23 protein-coding genes are annotated in these 17,769 nt (G+C 37.7%); 20 read left to right on the top strand and 3 right to left on the bottom strand.

Annotated elements, in window-relative coordinates; all coding sequences use genetic code 11:
• Window positions 1-13: 13 nt before the first annotated feature.
• The 9 genes from ACO6VN_RS08890 (at window position 14) to ACO6VN_RS08850 (ending at window position 4,573) form a co-directional block, all read left to right on the top strand.
• On the top strand, window positions 14-250 hold the full coding sequence (locus tag ACO6VN_RS08890; protein WP_422404524.1) for a hypothetical protein: 237 nt from the start codon (window positions 14-16) through the stop codon (window positions 248-250).
• Window positions 234-893, top strand: a complete 660-nt coding sequence (locus ACO6VN_RS08885; protein WP_422404523.1) for a PhoH family protein — start codon at window positions 234-236, stop codon at window positions 891-893. The genes ACO6VN_RS08890 and ACO6VN_RS08885 overlap by 17 nt, the downstream gene beginning before the upstream one ends.
• Window positions 894-1,012: 119 nt before the next feature.
• On the top strand, window positions 1,013-1,279 hold the full coding sequence (locus ACO6VN_RS08880; protein ID WP_422404522.1) for a thioredoxin: 267 nt from the start codon (window positions 1,013-1,015) through the stop codon (window positions 1,277-1,279).
• Complete coding sequence (locus ACO6VN_RS08875; protein WP_422404521.1) at window positions 1,276-1,482, top strand: hypothetical protein; 207 nt, start codon at window positions 1,276-1,278, stop codon at window positions 1,480-1,482. The genes ACO6VN_RS08880 and ACO6VN_RS08875 overlap by 4 nt, the downstream gene beginning before the upstream one ends.
• Window positions 1,483-1,498: 16 nt before the next feature.
• Window positions 1,499-2,572, top strand: a complete 1,074-nt coding sequence (locus ACO6VN_RS08870; RefSeq protein ID WP_422404520.1) for a hypothetical protein — start codon at window positions 1,499-1,501, stop codon at window positions 2,570-2,572.
• A 92-nt stretch (window positions 2,573-2,664) separates the two neighbouring features.
• The gene (locus tag ACO6VN_RS08865; protein ID WP_422404519.1) at window positions 2,665-3,213 is read left to right on the top strand and encodes a hypothetical protein; all 549 of its coding nucleotides are present in this window, start codon (window positions 2,665-2,667) and stop codon (window positions 3,211-3,213) included.
• 42 nt (window positions 3,214-3,255) lie between these two features.
• Window positions 3,256-3,702 carry a DNA N-6-adenine-methyltransferase gene (locus tag ACO6VN_RS08860; RefSeq protein WP_422404518.1) on the top strand — a complete coding sequence of 149 codons (447 nt, stop codon included), beginning with the start codon at window positions 3,256-3,258 and terminating at the stop codon, window positions 3,700-3,702.
• Between the two features lie 39 nt (window positions 3,703-3,741).
• Window positions 3,742-4,377 (top strand): DUF3310 domain-containing protein, encoded by a 636-nt coding sequence (locus ACO6VN_RS08855; RefSeq protein ID WP_422404517.1) that lies wholly within the window; start codon window positions 3,742-3,744, stop codon window positions 4,375-4,377.
• A complete protein-coding gene (locus tag ACO6VN_RS08850) occupies window positions 4,370-4,573 on the top strand; it encodes a hypothetical protein (RefSeq protein ID WP_422404516.1) in 204 nt (67 codons plus the stop codon). The genes ACO6VN_RS08855 and ACO6VN_RS08850 overlap by 8 nt, the downstream gene beginning before the upstream one ends.
• On the opposite strand, the gene ACO6VN_RS08845 is transcribed toward ACO6VN_RS08850, so the two are convergent.
• Window positions 4,567-4,995: a hypothetical protein gene (locus ACO6VN_RS08845; RefSeq protein WP_422404515.1), complete on the bottom strand. Its 429-nt coding sequence runs from the start codon at window positions 4,993-4,995 to the stop codon at window positions 4,567-4,569. The genes ACO6VN_RS08850 and ACO6VN_RS08845 overlap by 7 nt on opposite strands.
• A gap of 80 nt (window positions 4,996-5,075) precedes the next feature.
• On the opposite strand from ACO6VN_RS08845, the gene ACO6VN_RS08840 reads away from it, so the two are divergent.
• The 8 genes from ACO6VN_RS08840 to ACO6VN_RS08805 all read left to right on the top strand — a co-directional run bounded on the left by ACO6VN_RS08840 (window position 5,076) and on the right by ACO6VN_RS08805 (window position 9,604).
• Window positions 5,076-5,417 carry a hypothetical protein gene (locus ACO6VN_RS08840; protein WP_422404514.1) on the top strand — a complete coding sequence of 114 codons (342 nt, stop codon included), beginning with the start codon at window positions 5,076-5,078 and terminating at the stop codon, window positions 5,415-5,417.
• Between the two features lie 93 nt (window positions 5,418-5,510).
• Complete coding sequence (locus ACO6VN_RS08835) at window positions 5,511-5,870, top strand: hypothetical protein (RefSeq protein WP_422404513.1); 360 nt, start codon at window positions 5,511-5,513, stop codon at window positions 5,868-5,870.
• A 1,283-nt stretch (window positions 5,871-7,153) separates the two neighbouring features.
• On the top strand, window positions 7,154-7,360 hold the full coding sequence (locus ACO6VN_RS08830) for a helix-turn-helix domain-containing protein (RefSeq protein WP_422404512.1): 207 nt from the start codon (window positions 7,154-7,156) through the stop codon (window positions 7,358-7,360).
• 181 nt (window positions 7,361-7,541) lie between these two features.
• Window positions 7,542-8,189, top strand: a complete 648-nt coding sequence (locus ACO6VN_RS08825; protein ID WP_422404511.1) for an antirestriction protein ArdA — start codon at window positions 7,542-7,544, stop codon at window positions 8,187-8,189.
• Between the two features lie 129 nt (window positions 8,190-8,318).
• Window positions 8,319-8,471 (top strand): hypothetical protein, encoded by a 153-nt coding sequence (locus ACO6VN_RS08820; protein WP_422404510.1) that lies wholly within the window; start codon window positions 8,319-8,321, stop codon window positions 8,469-8,471.
• On the top strand, window positions 8,468-8,788 hold the full coding sequence (locus ACO6VN_RS08815) for a hypothetical protein (protein ID WP_422404509.1): 321 nt from the start codon (window positions 8,468-8,470) through the stop codon (window positions 8,786-8,788). Before ACO6VN_RS08820 ends, ACO6VN_RS08815 begins: the two co-directional genes overlap by 4 nt.
• 23 nt (window positions 8,789-8,811) lie before the next feature.
• Entirely contained in the window at window positions 8,812-9,144 is a 333-nt protein-coding gene (locus tag ACO6VN_RS08810; protein WP_422404508.1) for a hypothetical protein, read from the top strand.
• 16 nt (window positions 9,145-9,160) lie between these two features.
• Window positions 9,161-9,604: a hypothetical protein gene (locus tag ACO6VN_RS08805; protein ID WP_422404507.1), complete on the top strand. Its 444-nt coding sequence runs from the start codon at window positions 9,161-9,163 to the stop codon at window positions 9,602-9,604.
• A gap of 1,702 nt (window positions 9,605-11,306) precedes the next feature.
• Here ACO6VN_RS08805 and ACO6VN_RS08800 read toward each other — a convergent pair.
• Together ACO6VN_RS08800 and ACO6VN_RS08795 are read right to left on the bottom strand one after the other, a co-directional pair.
• On the bottom strand, window positions 11,307-11,885 hold the full coding sequence (locus ACO6VN_RS08800) for a hypothetical protein (protein ID WP_422404506.1): 579 nt from the start codon (window positions 11,883-11,885) through the stop codon (window positions 11,307-11,309).
• Window positions 11,863-12,609, bottom strand: coding sequence for a hypothetical protein (locus tag ACO6VN_RS08795; protein WP_422404505.1), 747 nt, complete (start codon window positions 12,607-12,609; stop codon window positions 11,863-11,865). Before ACO6VN_RS08795 ends, ACO6VN_RS08800 begins: the two co-directional genes overlap by 23 nt.
• A gap of 1,276 nt (window positions 12,610-13,885) precedes the next feature.
• Between ACO6VN_RS08795 and ACO6VN_RS08790 the strand changes: the two genes are divergently transcribed.
• From ACO6VN_RS08790 to ACO6VN_RS08780, 3 genes are read left to right on the top strand one after another with little or no spacing between them, the layout of a single operon-like run.
• Window positions 13,886-14,359: a phBC6A51 family helix-turn-helix protein gene (locus tag ACO6VN_RS08790; RefSeq protein WP_422404504.1), complete on the top strand. Its 474-nt coding sequence runs from the start codon at window positions 13,886-13,888 to the stop codon at window positions 14,357-14,359.
• Window positions 14,359-16,161, top strand: coding sequence for a phage terminase large subunit (terL, locus tag ACO6VN_RS08785; protein ID WP_422404503.1), 1,803 nt, complete (start codon window positions 14,359-14,361; stop codon window positions 16,159-16,161). The genes ACO6VN_RS08790 and terL overlap by 1 nt, the downstream gene beginning before the upstream one ends.
• A 15-nt stretch (window positions 16,162-16,176) precedes the next feature.
• Window positions 16,177-17,763, top strand: coding sequence for a phage portal protein (locus ACO6VN_RS08780; RefSeq protein ID WP_422404502.1), 1,587 nt, complete (start codon window positions 16,177-16,179; stop codon window positions 17,761-17,763).
• The last annotated feature ends 6 nt before the right edge of the window (window positions 17,764-17,769 follow it).

The following is a 17,769-nucleotide window of genomic DNA, read 5'->3' as shown; positions in this document are numbered from 1 at the left end:
GGAGGTAGAACGCATGATCGAACCATTAGTAACGAATGTAGAGATATGGCAAGGAGTTGTACCGGCATATCAAGAAATGTATGTCGATGATTACCACGATTTACTCAATCAGTATCAACTCGGAATAGAGCTAATTAGATTTGCGAATACTTCCGGTAACGAAATATGCGTAAGAGGTTCTAAGATAGATTATATCGGTAACTACCACGTAGAGACGAAAGGCGGAATTGAAGATGGCGACTTTGCATGAGGACATTCAATTGTACGGATTAAGAGAATTAATGACCGAAGAGCAAGAAGATTATATTAATGCGATACTTAATAACAAGATTGTATTCGTTAATGCTAGGGCTGGTAGTGGTAAAACAACCGTTGCCGTAGCATTGGCGAAATATTTAAACGAATCGCAAGGAATGAACTTAACGTATGTATTCTCGCCAGTGCAAGAGCGTTCGTTAGGACATAGACCGGGAACACAAGAAGAAAAGGAACGAGAATATTTAGCGCCGTTGGTTGACGCTTTACTAAAGATTAACGAGTTTCCAGCTAACGCAATTATTAGCGAAGAGATTCCGAAAGACAAGCAGTGGGTAACGGCTAAGTCGCATACATTCTTGCGCGGTACAAATATAGAGCGACAGTTTCTTATTATCGACGAGGCACAGAATATGACTCGCGGAGAACTTAAGAAGATATTAACTAGAGCGCATGACAACTGTAAAATCGTTGTAATCGGACACGATCTACAGTCTGACTTACCGGATCCATCTAAGAGTGGGTTTGTACCGTATATAAATCATTTTAAGGACGAACCTTATTGCGAAGTTATCGAACTTACAAAGTCGTTTAGAGGCGTTGTATCGACTAAAGCTGATGAATTATCGTGGGATTAATCTCATCGAAAAGTAATATTTAAATAAATTATCGATAAAGTGTCCGTTAAGGGCATTTCATCGGTATAAGTAATTGTACGGTAGTCATACCGAATAAACAAAACGGAGGATTAGAACGAATGAAATTATTACTATTAAAGAAACCCGATTGTATGCCTTGTGGAATGGTTGAACGACATTTAAACGGTAAATTAGACGGTATTAACCACGAGATTTATGACGTAGAAACAGAAAGTGGAATGACTATCGCCTCAATGTACGGAGCAATGTCAGTACCGGCAATCATAGCGTTAGATGAAAACGGAGTCGTAGCAGCTCGAATAACTGGTTATAAACCGGCTGAAATGGACGCTTTGATAACAAGAATAAAGGAGAATACGCGATGAATCTACCGAAGATACTGCGTAACGCAGAGCTAACAGCAATTGTTGTATTCGTATTAGCTATTAAGACATCGATATTTGATGGCGAGTTAATACCTACGATATTCTTAATCGATAATTTTATTACGGTATTGATTATATTCTCAATACTCGATTTGTACGGATGTGTAAAAGAACGTTACAAAGAACGATACTCAAATAACTAAACGGAGGTATAACGGAATGGTTAAAATTAAAGATGGTAGAACGGTAGAAGTTGGCGATAAGGTTATATTGACTAGATTGACTGATCCGGCACGTGAATATGATAATATACTGGACGAAGGGCATACTCCGACAGTAAAAGTTACGTATGTTGGTTCGAGACCTATCGGTAGAAGGACATTCAATTTTGAACCGGAAATCGAGGGAATGAGATATTTCTCGGAGGATCTCGGAGACAGATTCGAGTTTGTAGACGAGGTAGAACAATCAGACGATACCACACCTTCAACTGACTTCGCTCGCATTGACGAGTTAACGAACGGAGACGTGATTACGGTACACCATATCTACAATTCACACGGAGACTTGGTTACGCTAACTACGCCGAAAACAGTTAAAGTAAAAAACACTAACGGACATTATGCGTTACTTGAAGAACAAGTTAGCGGACTTATCGGCATAGGACCGGACGATCTATTCACGATTGATATGAAAGCGCCTAGATATAGCGGCAAAGATAAAGTGGTATATAACGGTGGCGCAATGCTTTCGCAAGGTTTAGTAGAATACCGTAGTAAACAAACGAAACAAATGAATGACATCGACGGAATTAGAGCGTATAACCCAGCAGACGACACGTCAATCAACGATAAGTCTAACGCTGAACAAACGGGACTTGCAGAACGAATACTTGCTAACGACTTTAAAGCGATGCAAGAGTCAGACGTATTTGTATTCGATGTATTGAACGAAGGACTAGGAACAATCGCTGAAATGGGTATCGTATTAGGCATGAAACATCAAGCGCAAAAGGTCGTCGATGAGTTAAAGGAGATAGAATTGAGCGAAGGATATTTAAACGATGAAGAAGATGCATTACGCGATCAGCAATTTGCGATATTGAACAAGCCGGTACTTTGCTACTGTTCAGATATTCGACAAGGTAACGGACATATACCGGATCATCCGGATCGATTCGAGTATAGTACGAACCAATTTTTGTACGGCGTTTGTCTCGAGCTAACTAACGGAGAAGGCTTTATCAGTTGGTACGAAGTATTAGAACGTTTAGAAATGATTGGTAAGCGTTAATCAGTAACTATTCGGTAGGGTTGGCGTAGCCGACCTAGCCGAGAGTAGTAGTAGTAGTAAATAAAACGGAATTTAAACGGAGGTTGTACTAGATGAAAATGGATCAAGTAGCTAGTAGTAGAAACGATGAGTTTTACACGCCCAGATATGCAATTGAGCCGATAATTAAGTATCTAAAACAAAACGACTTTAAAAAAATTTGGTGTCCTTTTGATACGGAAGATAGCTTATATGTAAGGATATTACGACAGAGAGGTTTCATTGTAGTGTCAACACACATAGAGTCAGAAGGAGACTTCTTCACTCTCATAGAATCAGATATTGTAGACGGAGTTGACGCTATTGTGTCTAATCCTCCATACTCATTAAAGACAGAGGTTCTCAATGAGTTGTTCAAAAGTGGAAAACCATTCGCCATGCTACTCGGTGTAGTAGGATTATTTGAATCTCAAAAACGATTTGAAATGTTTAGAGATAATAGATTCGAGATAATGTACTTAAACAGGAGAGTAGATTACTTTAAAGACTACGCAGAGCAAAAACCTAGTAAGAATCCTCCTTTTAGTTCAGTCTATGTAACATCGAATATTCTTCCAAGACAAATTGTATTTGAAGAGATTGACAAGAAAAACTTATTTTAAGAGATTACCCATTATTAAACGGAATTTAAACGGAGGTATTATATGACAAATCTAACGGTGCATTTCAGCAGCGAAACAAACGAGTGGTCCACGCCACAAAACTTATTCGACCATTTAAACAGGATATACAAATTTACGCTAGATCCATGTAGTGATGGGACAAACGCTAAGTGTACGAAATACTTTACGGAAAAGGACGATGGCTTAGCGCAAGACTGGTCGAACGATACTGTATTTATGAATCCACCGTATGGCAGGTCAATTAAAGATTGGATTAAGAAAGCGTATGAAGAATCGCAGAAAGGTGCAACTGTAGTTGCGTTAATTCCTTCTCGTACTGATACGAGGTATTGGCACGATTACTGCATGAAGTCGGCAAAGATTACGCTGATTAAAGGACGTGTTAAGTTTGTCGACGGTAATGCACCGGCTCCATTCCCATCCGCTTTAATAGAATTTAATCCACACACACACACACACCGATATTAGACGCGATGAACGTAATTAATTAAACGGAGGTTAAATTATATGACGAAATTTACTTACGAAGAGGCGAAAGAGATTTACGATTTTACTATAGAATATGGCGGAGAGGAGTATATAACGGTAGCATTTGCACCGGAAAAAGGAGACCTGTTATATTACCGTAGGCTTGGTCTTGTCGAACAGTATAACGGAGAGGGCTTATCGGATATAGGTCATAACGACTTTAGATTTACGATGGTTAAGAAGTTACCGATTTTACTCGAATCATACCGACAAGACCTCGCAGTAGCGTTAGGTTATCCGGAATTGTACGATAACGATTTAGCGGTATACGATCCTACAGCAATAGCTAATAAAACGGCTCACTCATTCGGTATCACTGCGTCGTCGTTAGATTTTACATCGAGAGAAGTTGCGCAACAATACATCGAAGAGACTACCGAAGACATCGTTAATAACCCTAGCCATTACAATAGCGGAAACATTGAAACGATTGATCTTATTAAAGAAGTAGTGAGCGGCTATGATGATTCGTTTGTGGCACATTGCGTTGGGACAGCTACGAAGTATATCAGTAGAGCGCCGTTTAAACATGACGATCACACCATCGATTTAAAGAAAGCAGTGGCGTACCTTAACTTTGCTATCGACCATTTAGAGGATGGCAATAATGAGTGAATCGCTTATGCACGTTGGAGACAAACGGGATTATAATAACGACCACTGGCTGTCAGATTGGAATGGCGATGAGGTCGGTTTCGATGAGATACAAGTCGTTGGATTATATTCTGCAAAAGAAAAGCCGGATATTCAGTATTACGTAGATACTGAAACCGGCATTGTACTTAAATGGTGGGTCGAAGAAGACTATTGATCGTCTTTGATACGTCGGAATAGTTTAAATTCGTCGTTAGATTCTTCGGGAATGTATTCGTATTTGTGTTGACCGGACTTGAATCCAGTCTTCTCGGCGAAGTCACTGCTAGTGATATAAGATTTTTTATCGATTAGCATAGTTCCACCGCTAGTAATGAACATGATAGTATCATCGATTTTATTATACGCCATAGCTATATGAGTGCCTTTACGTAATCCGGTATCTTTAAATAATCCGGAAGAAAGGTAGAATCGGTTATGCTTAGCGTCGAAAGTGATAAATGGGCGACTGTACTGGTATACCGGTTCAAAACCTTCGGGTAATCTATTTCGCCAGTCACTTTTAGGGCTTTCGTCTTGTCTATCTTGTTTTTCGAGTTCTTTGTTTAGTGACGGGTTAGACGTTTTCGGTTTACTCATACGAGTACCTCCTAGAATAAGTTAATTAAGAATATTATAGCACGGTATGAAACGAAATTCAAACGGAAAGTAGTGGTAAAGTGACGGAGACAAGGGTTAGAGATTATACACCGGAAGTAGTTCGGAGGTTTTTCGAGAATTATCACGAGTTCATGACGCATGTTCAGACTGGCGATCCATCTCATGTCGAAGTATGGGTGGATATAAACGATGCCTTTACTGACGCTGAACTGTTAGCACAAGAACGCTTGTTTTTAACGAATTATTACATCGAATACATGACGATAGAAGAAATGGCGACTCTACATGGGTACACAAGACGTGGAATAGAATCGGTTATTCGTCGGACACTCGTTAAGATAACAAATAAATTATCGGATCAATATTACGACATAAAAGACGTTAGGTTACGGACAAAGTAAAGGAGGTAGCGTATGTGTAAATTAGATGTAAATAACGAGTTAGAGAGTATCGTTAATGTACTGTGGTTGTGCCGTTCCATAGATTCGGTAGCAGTGTCTGATGAAATTCGGGTCAGCAACGCCACTATTGTCGAACAATGGTATTATAAAATGACGGGATTAGTTATTCCGAATGAACACAAAGAGACAATTACGGAGTATCTATTGTATCGCGGTACTGACGATGGTAAACGATCTTCATACTTCACAGATAAGTACCCGTATTTATCAGAGTATCAACAACGTCAAAGACATTCGAAAGAAACATCGATAGAGTTTGCAGAGCATTACGATACTAACGGAGTATCAAGAGCGCCAAAGACTAGAACGAATAGATTAGGTATTGAAGAGGCTTTAAACGTAAAGAAATGGCGTACAAACGAATATCAAACGGACAATAATAAAGGCGTATAATTTAAGGGGCGGTAGGTAGGCGATTATATATCGCAGACTTACTGTCCTTTTTATTTCGATATTGAAGGGGGCGTCCCTTTCCGTTTATGTACAGGAAGTATCTCGGCATTTATTTATGAAAGTGAAGGGCGGGGATATGTCCGTTTATATACACGTCTTATTGTCGCGTTTATTTATCAGTTTACAATCGATGGTATAGCAGAGGGGGATCGGAGGGGGACGTCTGTTTTCTATTATATAAGGAGAACTTATCTCCGGTTTATTTATGACGCTGGTAAATAACGGCATCAAAAAAGACCTCACGAACGGAATCGTAAGGTCTAAACGGATTTTAAACGGTACGGGTAAACGGATCCCGTAAAAGGTGCTAAAAGTATACTACTACGAATGTCTCAACGGAAGAGTCTGTAGTAGCTACTCAAACGGACGCACCTTACCGATAAACTAAAATGATACTAAACGAATAAGTAAACGGAACTTAAACGTACTTATATGATACGTTACAAACGGTAAAATGTCAACTATATACCTGCTGTTAAAAGCTATTACAGTATGGTTTAGCCATCATTCGGTTTTACCTAGTCGCAATTAAATATATTAGCGTTTATCAATCCGTACTAGATAATTTCGGAATAGAATAAACGAAGAGTTATTCGATACTAATTATCCTTAACCACGTTCATATACGCATACATTCATAAGATACAAGACGGTAGATAAACGGTAACATGCAGTCATGATCCATTCCGATAAATGCACTGTATATACTTTATAACGTTGGATTAACTACGTTTGAATCTTATTCGGAGTCTTACAATCGATAAAGACCGTCAATCCTATATAGGACTAACGGTCATTTATTATAGTGTATTATCGAAATCACGTCGCGCCCGTATAGTGCATGCCGTAAGTTCCTTTTACGTTATCGCGCGTATGATCGTGCGCACCCAGTGCATGTCACAATCGCCTAATACGTTATCGCATGACGCACGCGCGTAGTGCATGCTGCAAGTGCCTAATACGTTATAGGAGCAGCGGTTGAAGCGGGTTGCTAAAAGGTCAACTGTTCAAGACTAACCGAAACTGTCTATCAACAATGGTTGTCCAGTAGTGTTAAAAATGTATAAAGATTTATCTTGATAATCCGTATTGTATCGGTTAAAATACGCGCGCCCATTTTTTAAAGGTTGGCAAAATAAATCGATAAAATATGCTGAAAAACGTTGACAGATTAAAACGTTATGCGTTAAGGTTAAGGCACAACTTAACAAGGAGGAACGCGGATGGAACATCTACCGTATGAACAGCTGCGCGCTGACGTTGAATCGGTCTTATCTGACGATACTTTAACCGCCTACAAGCTGGAGCAATTAAGCGGAGTCTCAAGAAGTACATTAACGCGCTTGAAAAACGGCGAACGATACATTGACAGATTAAGCCTTGAAACGTGCGAACGAATCGCAAGCGTAAAATATTTAAACGAATCATAAAAATAAGCGTTGACAGATTAAAACGATATGCGTTATGATTGCATCAAGCCGTTACCAACGCGACTTACTTATACACTAATAATAAAACGGAATTTAAACGGTGTACACGGTAAAGTTGGCAACGTTGCATAGTATCAACGAATCACAAATAAAAAACGGAATTTAAACGGAGGAATTTATTATGACAAACAATGTAGAAAATTATCAGGCAGCTATTTACTTAACTAATCTAGGCAAATACAACGAGGGCGCATTGGTTGGGCAATGGTTAAATGTACCATGTACAAATGAAGAATTTAAGCAAGCATTATTAAACATTGGTGTTGACGGTGTAGAATACGAGGAATATTTTATAACTGATTATGAGTATTTAAAAGGTATTTCAGAATATAGCAACATTGAAGAAGTAAACGAAATAGCGGTATTAAGTAAAACGATTGAGGATATTGTAAGTAACACAATTGGCAATGAATATAATGTTTTTGATAGTGATAAAGATTTTATAAGAAATTCATTATATGATAGGGCGTCACATTTAAAACAATATGACAACTTAACACAAGATGAAATAATAGAAGAATTAGAAAGTTACACAATTTTTACAGAACATTCAAATGAAAATTGTAATGCGTTAGAGAGTTATGGTTATTATTTGCTAGAAGAGTTAGACGTTTTAAGCTATAGCGAATTAGATCAAGAAGTTAAAAACTTTTTAGACGTTGAAAAAATCGGTTTTGAATATCTAATAAATCAATATATTGAAGTTATAGACACTAACAAAGTTGGTAACAGATCGGATCATTATTCAGTAATTATTGTTCAAATCTAAACAAGATAAAATATCGATTAAAGCGACCGTTACAACGAATATTAGTTATTGCGTATCAGCGCGCGATTATTCGCGCGTTGTCCGGAGTTACTAACTTCAAATAAACGGAATTTAAACGGAGGTTTTAGCATGATGCAAACGGAATTTAAACGTATTTTAATAACGCTTGTAATCGTCGCGGTTGTCCTTGCGTTGGTTTATATCAACGTAGCAACTCCAGACAACGTGGCATACATTGACGAAGTAACAACGATTACGAATAGTGGAGGTGTGACGAAGTGAAGAAATTAATCATATCGGCAACCCTTGCGGCTATAACTATTAGCGGTGTATCAAAGCATGATATTAACGCGTTAGACTTTAACGGCTTATCAAAGCCGGACCAATTGCAGATTAAAACGCAATCGCAATTTATCAGCTACGGAGTAGGCAAGAACACAAAAGAAATAACGATTCATAGGCACGATGAGGATAAGCGCAATTTATCAGCAAGTGAGCGTTACGAAGTATACGAATCAAACGGCGAGTTCAAAGCCGGTCAAAGCTACAAGGTAATATATAACGGAGATTTTATAACGGATATTCAAACGATAAACTAAAAAACTAAAAGGCGGTAATAAAAATGAAAATGACTATTAAACAAGTAAACTTAATCAATAAATTTAAAGAATTGAAATTAAACTATTTAGACTTTAGTGGATATAACGAGATTGAAGAACATGACAACGAACAAACACACGAATTATATTTTGATTTGTTTAATGAATTTATCCAACCTATCTTTGACAGATTAGACAAAATAAATTATAACCATGAACACGTTATATTTAACTTCTTTTGTGAAGAAAACGGACAAATAAAAGGCGTATTTTATGAACCGCAAATTGAAATAGATATATTAAGTAATAACTATGATGTAGAAATTAAAAATGCGATTGAATTGATCACAAAATAAAAAGGTGGTATATAAAATGAAAATTAGAATGGTTAAAGATTTTGACAAATTACCCGAAAAATTTAAAAAGCATAATAAATATAAATATGAAATTGAATCAGGAATTGGTTTTTTTAACTTTGCAAGTTTTTACAATGAAAATCAATTTAATAATTTTTGTGAAAAGTTGGGCATTGATTACAATTATATTAATGAAAATGAATATACGGTTTTTTATGAAAATGATATTCTTATTCAAGATAATTCATTTTGTTCACTTGATGAAATTCCTAATGATTGTGAAAAAATAATGGCTTTAAGCAATGGAGCAATCGTAGAATGTTATTTTATAAATAAAGACAATATACTTAAATTTTACAGACCTAATCCGAACTATAAAGATATATATATAGACCATTACCACTTGATGAACATATTCAGTATAAAAGAGAACATGGAATATTTTAATATAAAATCATAATTTTAACAGAATAGACAGACCGCCCAATCGTTATTGATAGGCGGTTTTCTTTTGTGTAATAGCGTTGTTTCTAAACTTATCATTAGACGTATTATACATAAACTAAAACGCAAAGAACATCGGCATAACAAACCGCTGTTCTTTTTTGTCGTTTAGTTATCTACCGTGATTGATATTTATGATTAGTTAAACGGAATATCTATTCGTAATTTATAAATGGATCCGATTCGTTTTGATTTTAAAATTTAAAAAATGGATCCGAATTTTTATTTTGAATTAAATTATAAATGGATCCGGTTTAACATCTGTGATTAATACCCGCGTTTATATCTCCCGTTTAATCCTCCGGCATTACGCCCGTTCTAATACTCCCGTTTATATACTCCGGATATCTCCCGCCATTTAATCCCGTGTTTATATGAACGTATGCATATACGCCGTTTAAATGCCGTTTACTAAGCCGTGTTTATATTAGACGATACTTTATACCTATAATGGCTATCGTTCGTTTACGGTCGTTTAAATACCGTTTATTGATGTATGCAGCTATAACGCTTATGTATTAGCGGTGTAATGTAACGGTGTGTAGTATGCGCCACGTAACAACGGGTACATGATAGGCGTGCCTATATGACGGGTGTATACGGCTAGGGCATGCGGTAGGGTATCGGCACGGTGTAGGTTCCTTGCGGTGTATATCGGTTTACGGTTCAATAGCGTTGTATGTGTACGCTAGTGTGTGACGGTGTAGGTGTGGTGTGTATCGATGGTAGGTAATAACGGTGTAGGTGTATAGCGATAGTGTGTGTAGCGTTGTATGTGAGCCGATGGATTAGAACGAAGTATAATGTATCGTGTGTATGTGCTGCTGTGTGACGTTGTAGTGTAGCGTTGTAGGTGTAACGAAGTAGTATGTATCGTATGTGTAGCGTTGTAGTGTGTCGTGTATGTATGATTGCGTATGATGAATCGTGTATGTGTTCGTGTACAGTTGCGATTGGTTAGGTCAATCGTCTATGGATGACGGCAACTAAAAACCGAAGGTCTGAACGATTAGACTACTTCGAAGTAATATACATTCGATGTACAAGCGATGATGACGCGAAGTATCACAAACGGTGTAACAACGCCAATGTATAAACGATGTATATTAGAATAGGTACGATAAAATAGATAAATCGCATAACAACGGTATTTCATTCCGTAATTTAGTTTACATAATGCATGTTATCGGAAGTAATCCCTGTATCTTTATACATTCGCATACAAGGCGGAAGGGGGCGGCGGTCATTCTCGAGCTGGGTCGCCTGATACACGAATTTTTCCGCCAATTTTCACAACTCGGTACTCAATATACGGTCGAATATTAGACGAATGAGACAACTCGGTAGAAAAATACGGTAAATCACAGCCGATAGACACACTCCGTAACTAAATTTAGCCGTAATGTAACTAACTTCGGTAGATTACTTCGTTGTAACAATGCCGTAATTGTATAATTTCGATTAAATACACTTCGATTATGCATTTATATCGACAATTATAACTGAATTACACTCGTTTTAGCATTAATTCGTTGTAGAATTGTCGTAAATACAATTCGTTGCATAAAATAACGCCCTAACTATCGTTTAAAGGCGACTTTAAATCGATTATATCGAATTTATAGACGGAAATCAAACGGTAACTAGGGCGAAATTGATTATTCTTCATCTTTATCGGTTAAATCTTGTTTGAGAATATGTAAAGCGGTGTCGATTTTTATTAATCCGTTTCTGAATAGAGACTCGAGCATATGATCAGTGATTTTTCCGTTATTGTGTTTATATTCTAAAGTACTCAACGATTTTAATGTGGAGTATACAGTGTTAACTTTCTCCAGTCTTACGGATAACTCTTCAATAGTATGACTATCTGTTTGTATACCGACACTGCCGATACTGAATTTCATATGTTCAATATAATCCACGCAATGTTCACGGAGCATATTATCTATGTAGCGATTAAAAATACGAATTAGGTCTTGGATATTACCGTTACTTATTAAGTTTTCTTCGTCTGCTGTATACGCAAAATTACTACATTCACAGAAATGTTCTTTGTGTTCTGTCAATAATGAGTCGATAAACTTTCTAGCGTTAGCACTGCGGTCTTTGTCCTCTTGTTGTTTCTGCCAGTTATACCAAATCATCTGTCCTACAGCTGCGAATACAGCTCCGATAGTACCTAGTGCAGTTAGCCACGAGGGTGCTATATCGCTAAAAAATGTCTGCCAATTCATTGTTTTTATCCTCCTTATTATCTGTTTCTATATACTGTTTATATTTGTTGGAAAGATTGTCGGAAGTTATCTTTTCAGATAGTTGTAGAAGAATATTTTCTAATTCAGTAAAATAGTCCAATGCTATGTATACCCGTTTAATTCTCGCCTCGTCAAAATTATGGCTTCGATTTAAGATTTCTTTGGAGGGGTATACTTCTAGTTTATTCAGTATATCTCTTAGTTTGTATGATAAATTGATTTTCGACTCAACTATTCTTATGCCATCAAAATCTAAGTTAGTGTAGTAGCTATAGAGTATATTTTCGAGTATTTCTAGATTCCGGTTATTTAACTTATTTAATTTATCGTACTTAAGGTACGAGTGTTTCCTTTTTAATTCTTTCGCATCCTTTTGGACATTAGGATGTTTGCGTAAATCTAATGGCGTAAACAACTCATTTTTAAATCGTGTATTATCCGTAGCACTATACATAACTACGTTACGCGCACTGGTCTTTAATTTTACGTACTCCTCTCTTATCCTTTCTCTGTTTTCTAGCGTCTTTAAATCAGTCATATAAAGTGTTTTAGTATTGTATTCTTCCTTATTTTTACGGTCCTTATTTGCGGTATACAATGTCGTTCCCAACGCTACTGCCACAGCTCCAAAAGTAGCAATCGCAGCTAATATCTCGATTCCATGATCGTACCAAAAGCCGTTATTCGCCGGTATTAATAACATTCTCGTCACTCCATTTCGTCATAATACTACGATTATAGCCCATTATAGACGGTTTTGTAATAAGATATTCTCGATTTACATTCTCGAAAATGGAATATACCGTCATAACATCCCTACGGCGTAAATTTTTCGGCAAATTTTATAAACCGAGATTCTAGTTCGTTCATAAATAGGCGTCCAAAATACGACGTTTAGGACGATTTTACGCAACGAAAACGTAATTATCGATCATACTATTCGGAGCATAATTTCGCCGTAAATAGACCGTTTTATAGCTGTGTAGTAAGGTGTTTAAAAGCTTGATACTACGCTGTTCACGGTAGTTTGTGAGTATGACTATACGAACTAAAACTACCGTTAATTTTTTGGTTAAATCGATGTTGCAATGTTGCATGAATTTACGATTTACACTTCGTAGTATTTAGCCGAAACTAGGGGATTGAGTATCGTAATTGCTGGCGACTTTGATTGACGAATTTAGAAGGGATAATTTATCGAATTAATTATATATCGGAAATGTTATTCGCAAATACAAGAATATGTTAAACGTAGCCAAATTGGACACGCAGGTCGGTATTATTACTCGAAAAGGTGGCGCTGCTCGTCTATGAATAAGGGTAATATCTAGGAGAATATATGTAATTGGTAATAAATGGGCGGAAACAGGGAAAAGTTTAGGTGCGCCTAAATTTTAAATTAGGTATAGCTAGAAGCCTTTAGTATCAAGGGTTTGGAGATTTCTTAAAAAGTTTTTTAATTTCTTTTTTCCGTTAAGGCGTCCTATTGAACCTATATTATAGAGAGGTTAACCGTTATATATCCGTAATACACTTTCAAGTTTATTGCGTTTATATTTAACTCGATTAACTTATCGTTAATTAGATTATATCGATTATTTAAAAGATACGCAATTTCAACTTGTTTGAAATTAAAGGTTTAGGATTTAAGGATAAATATATTAACGGAAGATATAGTGTGCTAAAGCACACACACTCGTTCGCTTACGCTCACTCGTGTAACGCCGTTATATATATAATAATTATTATATATCGGTAAATAAAGAGAGAACGGTATAAAGAACGAAGTAATATATAAACGGAGTAATACATAGTACATTACGGTGGGAATACCTATCGTGTGACAAACGCTCGCCCGGCGTTACGAGGCAGTCCGGATCATCTATCGACACTACAAGCAAGGTAGACCATGTTCCGGACTAAGCATACATACCGATTGATTTCGGATGACTAATATATTACGGAGGGGTGGTAGTTGCATGGCTAAGGACACTTTCGATGATTTATCGGAACATCAAAAGAAAGCCGCTGAAATGTATGTCGATAATTTAATCGCACATCAACTTGACGACAAAGAAGTCGAATTGTTAAAGACGCAAGAGATTGCTGACGCAGTTGGCGTTAATAGAACAACATATTATAGATGGAACCAAGACGATAGATACCTTGACTATGTAGCGACATTATCCATTCGTCAATTAAACAAACACATGCCGAGTTTTGCGGCATCACTAATAGCGAACTTAACTAAACGTAATCCATCGACTAAGATGCTCGACTTATTTGCTAAGGTTAGCGGCGTACTAGGCGATCAAGGATCAGCAAGTAAAGATTCGGTAAATGTTACGTTCAACTTAAGCGACGCACAGGAACGAGTTAAGCAGCTAAAACAATACGAAGAGGTTCCTAACGTCAAACCCGAAAGACGATTAACGATTGAGGATTACGAATAATGGTTAAAGCACAAAACGTCGCATTAAACGATAAAGGCTTTTTAAGAAGTCGTGATGAAAGGCTGCAACTACACGATATTCTTACCGAAGAATTGGCGATACTCATGGACTTAATCGAGCAAGGAATAGCGACAACAAGACAAGTCGATAGGTTCTTCGTAGTAGACGAACAATTGAAACAGCTAAAACGAATAAACGATTGTGAGTTCGACGTAGCTAGATTTTCAGTCGAATACTTCTCCGATGATGCTAACCCGGAGAACGACGAGAACTTGATTCCCGGAGGTAGTAATTACGACAATATGTCGGACTTCCATAAAGAGTTAACTGGGATGTTATCGAGAGTAGCATCGGGAGAAAAGAACGACAATATCGCATGGGCTTGTCCTAGACGACATGCTAAGACGGCGTACGGATCGAATATATTCCCGGTACACCAAGCCGTATACAAGCACAGACAGTTTATGGTTATCGTTTCAGAAACGGCTGATATGGCTGGAACGTTTATAACGTGGGGCAATAGGCAGTTCAAGTTTAACGAGAAGTTAATTGCTGATTACGGAATGTTACTCCATGAAAGCCCGTCTAAGAACGAATTAGATAACAAACAAGAATACGTTACATTAAACGGCGTTAAGATTATGGCACGAGGTGCTGGCGGACAAATGCGTGGTATGCGTTACGGTAAGAGTCGTCCAGAGCTCATGATATTCGATGACTTAGAAGGACAAGAGAACGTATCTACACCGGATCAAATGCGTAAGACACAAGCATGGTTTAACGAGGCAGCATTACCGGCATTAGCTCGTGATGGCATAGCCGTGTACTTAGGGACGGTATTGTGTTACGACAGTTTACTTGATAGAACGATAAGACAGGATAAGCGTTTTGAAAGTAGGCGATATAGAGCCGTTGAGTCTTTCCCGACAAACACGCAACTGTGGTCGCAATGGAAAGAAATGTACCTTGCTGATGAACCGGGAGCAACTGCTAGAGCCGAACAATTCTATCGAGATAACAAAGACCAAATGACGAAGGGTGTTAGCTTACTGTGGTCAGAGTATTACGACTATTACTGGTTTGTAATTCAACTTACGAACATGGGAGCTAAATCATTCAACCAAGAGTACCAAAACGAACCAACTGACGAAGAGAGACAGATATTCAAACGAGAGCAATTCGTTTACTATACACCGAATGACTTAGAAGGAAAGAACATTGAATACTACTGCGGTATTGACTTTGCGATGGGTAAAGAGAAGGGCGACTTTAGTTCAATCGTTACACTCGCTAGAAACGTCGATACAGACATATGTTATATCGCTGACGTATACAACGAAAGAGTACATCCTAAAGAATTTATGAACGCCATAATCGACCGTGTTAAATATTTTCAATACGAGAATATAGCGGTGGAGACACAAATGGCGCAAGAGTTTTTCGCAGATACATTATCCGAGAAATTAATAGATATTGGTTACCCGGCTCATTTACGCGTAGTATCGGTCAAACAAAGAACGAGAAAGCAATTGCGTATAGAGGCAATGTCGCCGGATGTGAATAACGGTCGAATAAGATTCTTACAAGATCAAACGAATATAATCGACCAATACGAAATGTACCCTATGGCTCCTAACGACGATATGATTGACGCTTGCGAAATGGCATACAATATCGCTACCAAACGATTAAGCGGATCAATTGAACAGTTGGGTAACTATTACTGCGGTACAGGCGAAGAAGAAGAGCCTAGAGTAGAACGATACGCACGATACAGTCAGAGACTACGAAGAGTGAGATAGAAAGGGGTAAAGCGGATGAATCATCCTAAGTATAATGTGATAACGCCACAGATTATCGATTCATTGTTAGATAAGGACGATATAACTGGATATAGTCATCAGACGCAAGAACAGATAGAGAAGATACTTGCAAACTACGACTATTACAATGGCAAGCAAGATGTAGATGCAGAAGGTCAGTACATATATCCTACTGATTCGATAGATGCTAATGGACTAGATTATAAGCCGACAAAGTACTGGACGAACTACTTTAAAGCGTTTATCAAGCGTAAGTCAAGATGGCAGATGGCGGGCGATCATGGTATCGATGTTGAACCATTAAGTGATGATGAGAAAGACGTTCAAGTGGCGCAAGATGCCGAAGACTTATTACGTAAGATATGGAAAGATAATAAAATGGACGCTAAGAAAATGCAGATAGCTCGAGATAGATTAATCGCTGGTAACATAGCGGCTAAATTATCGTTTAACCAAAGAACAGGAAAACTTCATTGGATATGGCATAAAGCAACCGAAGTTTTTCCGATATACTCACAAGATGGTTTCGACGAATTAATAGGTTGCGACATTATCGTGGCTAGAGCATCGTTAAAAGATCCCGAGAAGACTGAATACGTAAGACAAACGTTTAGGCTAGAAGACGATTATAGCGATTGTTGGTTTACCGAGAAGGTATACAACGAACAGTTAGAAGTTATCGAAGTTATTAACGATAAAACATACTTAGGTTTCGGCTTTGTTCCTATTGTAATGTTTAGAGTAGACGCGTTAAGAACAGAAACGTCTCACTTCGACGATTTAGAAGATATGAAGGTATTAACAAGAATACTAAACGACATGATGGAAGATGCCAACGACTCACTGAAATTCGAAATGTTCAGTATGACAGTAGTTAAAAATGCTGACTTGGCGAAAGACACTGAATTGAAAATAGCACCGGGAGCATTACTGAAAATTAATGCGAGTGCTAACTCGTCACATCCAGCCGACGTAGAAAGCGTTGAGAATGGATTCGGATGGAAAGAGGCGTATAAGGATCAGTACAACCGAATTAAATCGGCGTTACACGAGTTAAGTGGATTGCCGATGATTGTACCGCAAGAATTAAACTTCGGTGGTATGAACGATAGAGCATTACAGGTCTTGTACCAAGATATTATCCAAGAGACGAAAGAACATTGGTTGAATTGGGACGAAGACTTAGCCGAGTTATTCCTTAAATCAGTAATGTATCTACAAGCTAGAACTAAACGTGATAAGTTCGCTTATGACAAAAACGCAGTTAATTCAATAGATACTGACGAGTTAACAGTTCAAATGAAATTCATTCTACCACTACCGGATGACAGAGAGAACTTAGTCGACCTAGTTACAAAAGAAGTAGACGCGGGACTTGAGTCACGTAAAAACGCTATGAAACGTTTAGGCGTTAAGGATGCCGAGCTTAAAGAAGAAGAGATATACGAAGAGCTAATGGAGCGTAGTGTTGCGAATGATCCATACGCAGAGGCACAGTCTCGAGAAGACGAGTTACTCGGTAATGTAGAACAAGAAGTTGATAGCGAAGTTATTAAGGAACAAAAAGATAATCAAGTTTAACATATT

The sequence above is a fragment of the Mammaliicoccus sp. JADD-157 genome, from assembly GCF_049310805.1.
In the GTDB taxonomy this organism is placed as follows: Bacteria; Bacillota; Bacilli; order Staphylococcales; family Staphylococcaceae; genus Mammaliicoccus; species Mammaliicoccus lentus.
The sequence above is the reverse complement of the archived record's forward strand: the minus strand, read 5'-3'. Positions and strand labels throughout refer to the sequence as shown.